Origin of the sequence: Poseidonocella sp. HB161398 (genome assembly GCF_005870025.1) — a bacterium.
GTDB lineage: Bacteria > Pseudomonadota > Alphaproteobacteria > Rhodobacterales > Rhodobacteraceae > Mangrovicoccus.
This window is the reverse complement of the sequence record NZ_VATA01000290.1, coordinates 1-574: the sequence shown is the minus strand read 5'-3', so window position 1 is coordinate 574 and position 574 is coordinate 1. Positions and strand designations below refer to the sequence as shown.

The window sequence follows — 574 nt, the reverse complement described above, 5'->3', positions numbered from 1 at the left end:
CCTGGCCTGGCAGCTGCCGAACCTGAAGTTCCAGAACGGGCTGAAGCACTGGGATGCGGTGGTGTTCCAGGGCAACTCCACCGCCCCGATCTCGGAGAACGAGGAAACCCGCGCCTCCTTCGAAACCGCCGCCGCCGAGATGGCGAAGATCGCCCAGAAGGCCGGCTCCCGCGTGGTCTACTTCATGACCTGGGCGCCCGAGGCCGAGCCCGAAGAGACCGGGGCGCTGGCCAGGGCCTATGTCGACATCGCGCAGAAGACGGGAGGCTACGTCGCCCCGGTGGGCCTCGCCTTTGCCCGCGCCCGGACGGAGCAGCCCGGGATCGACCTCTACTACGTGGATGGCAAGCATCCCTCGCTGGAGGGCACCTATCTGGCCGCCTGCGTCTTCTTCGCGACGCTCTACAACCAGAGCCCGGTGGGTGGCGCGGTGCCGCTTGGCTCCGACATGGCGACCGAAACGGCCCGGGCACTGCAGACCGTGGCCTGGGAAACCGTGCAGGCCTTCCGGACTCAGCCCTGATCCCCGACACGGAAACGGCCCGGGGCGTGTTCGCGTCCCGGCCCCATTTTC

Annotated in this window: 1 pseudogene; it reads left to right on the top strand. The window is 68.5% G+C overall.

Annotated elements, in window-relative coordinates:
* A pseudogene (locus tag FGX59_RS37300) lies at positions 1-523 on the top strand (hypothetical protein); the annotation flags it as partial.
* Between the last annotated feature and the right edge of the window lie 51 nt (positions 524-574).